This window comes from Kamptonema formosum PCC 10802 (assembly GCF_000332335.1).
In the GTDB taxonomy this organism is placed as follows: domain Bacteria; phylum Cyanobacteriota; class Cyanobacteriia; order Cyanobacteriales; family Oscillatoriaceae; genus Oscillatoria.
Genome location: NZ_KB235949.1, coordinates 13,262 through 13,869 on the forward strand (window position 1 = coordinate 13,262; position 608 = coordinate 13,869).

A 608-nucleotide genomic window follows, 5' to 3' on the forward strand; every position below is an offset into this window, starting at 1 on the left:
TCAATGTTAACACGATTAACAGTCCGTGGGGAAGTGGCTGGGGGCTGGCAGGATTGCAGAAATTGGTGGAGAATCCCAACGGTTCTGTGCTGCTGATTGATGGGGATGGAAGTGAGTTGCTATTTGAGGCTTCCCCTCTGGCGACTGGCGCTTATATGGCTCCTCCGGGAGATTTTTCAACGCTGGAACGTCTGGCGGACGGAACTTTCCGCCGCACAATGAAGGACGAAACGGTTTACAGTTTCAACTCGCACAATAAGCTAGCGTTAGTAACAGAAAGAAACGGGAACGAGACGCGGTACGTTTATAATGGGGAGGAAAAGCTTGCGGAAATTATCGACCCGGTGGGGTTAGAAACGACTTTCTCGTATAATGGAGGAAAGGTTAGCGCTATTACTGACCCGGCGGGTAGAATTACTCGGCTGGAATACGATGCGGCGGGGAATTTAACCCGGATTGTGGACCCGGATGGTTCGGCGCGGACTTGGGAATATGACAGCGAACACCATATAGTTGCTGAGGTAGACAAGCGCAACAATCGGGAGGAGACGCTTTATGATTTTGCGGGGCGGGCTTTAAGCGCTACTCAGAAGGATGGAAAGTCTTTG

General features: G+C 51.2%; 1 protein-coding gene. It reads left to right on the forward strand.

Annotation, left to right across the window (positions count from 1 at the left end):
• On the forward strand, positions 1–608 hold a 608-nt coding region (locus tag OSC10802_RS42610; RefSeq protein ID WP_198525321.1), incomplete at both ends, for an RHS repeat protein.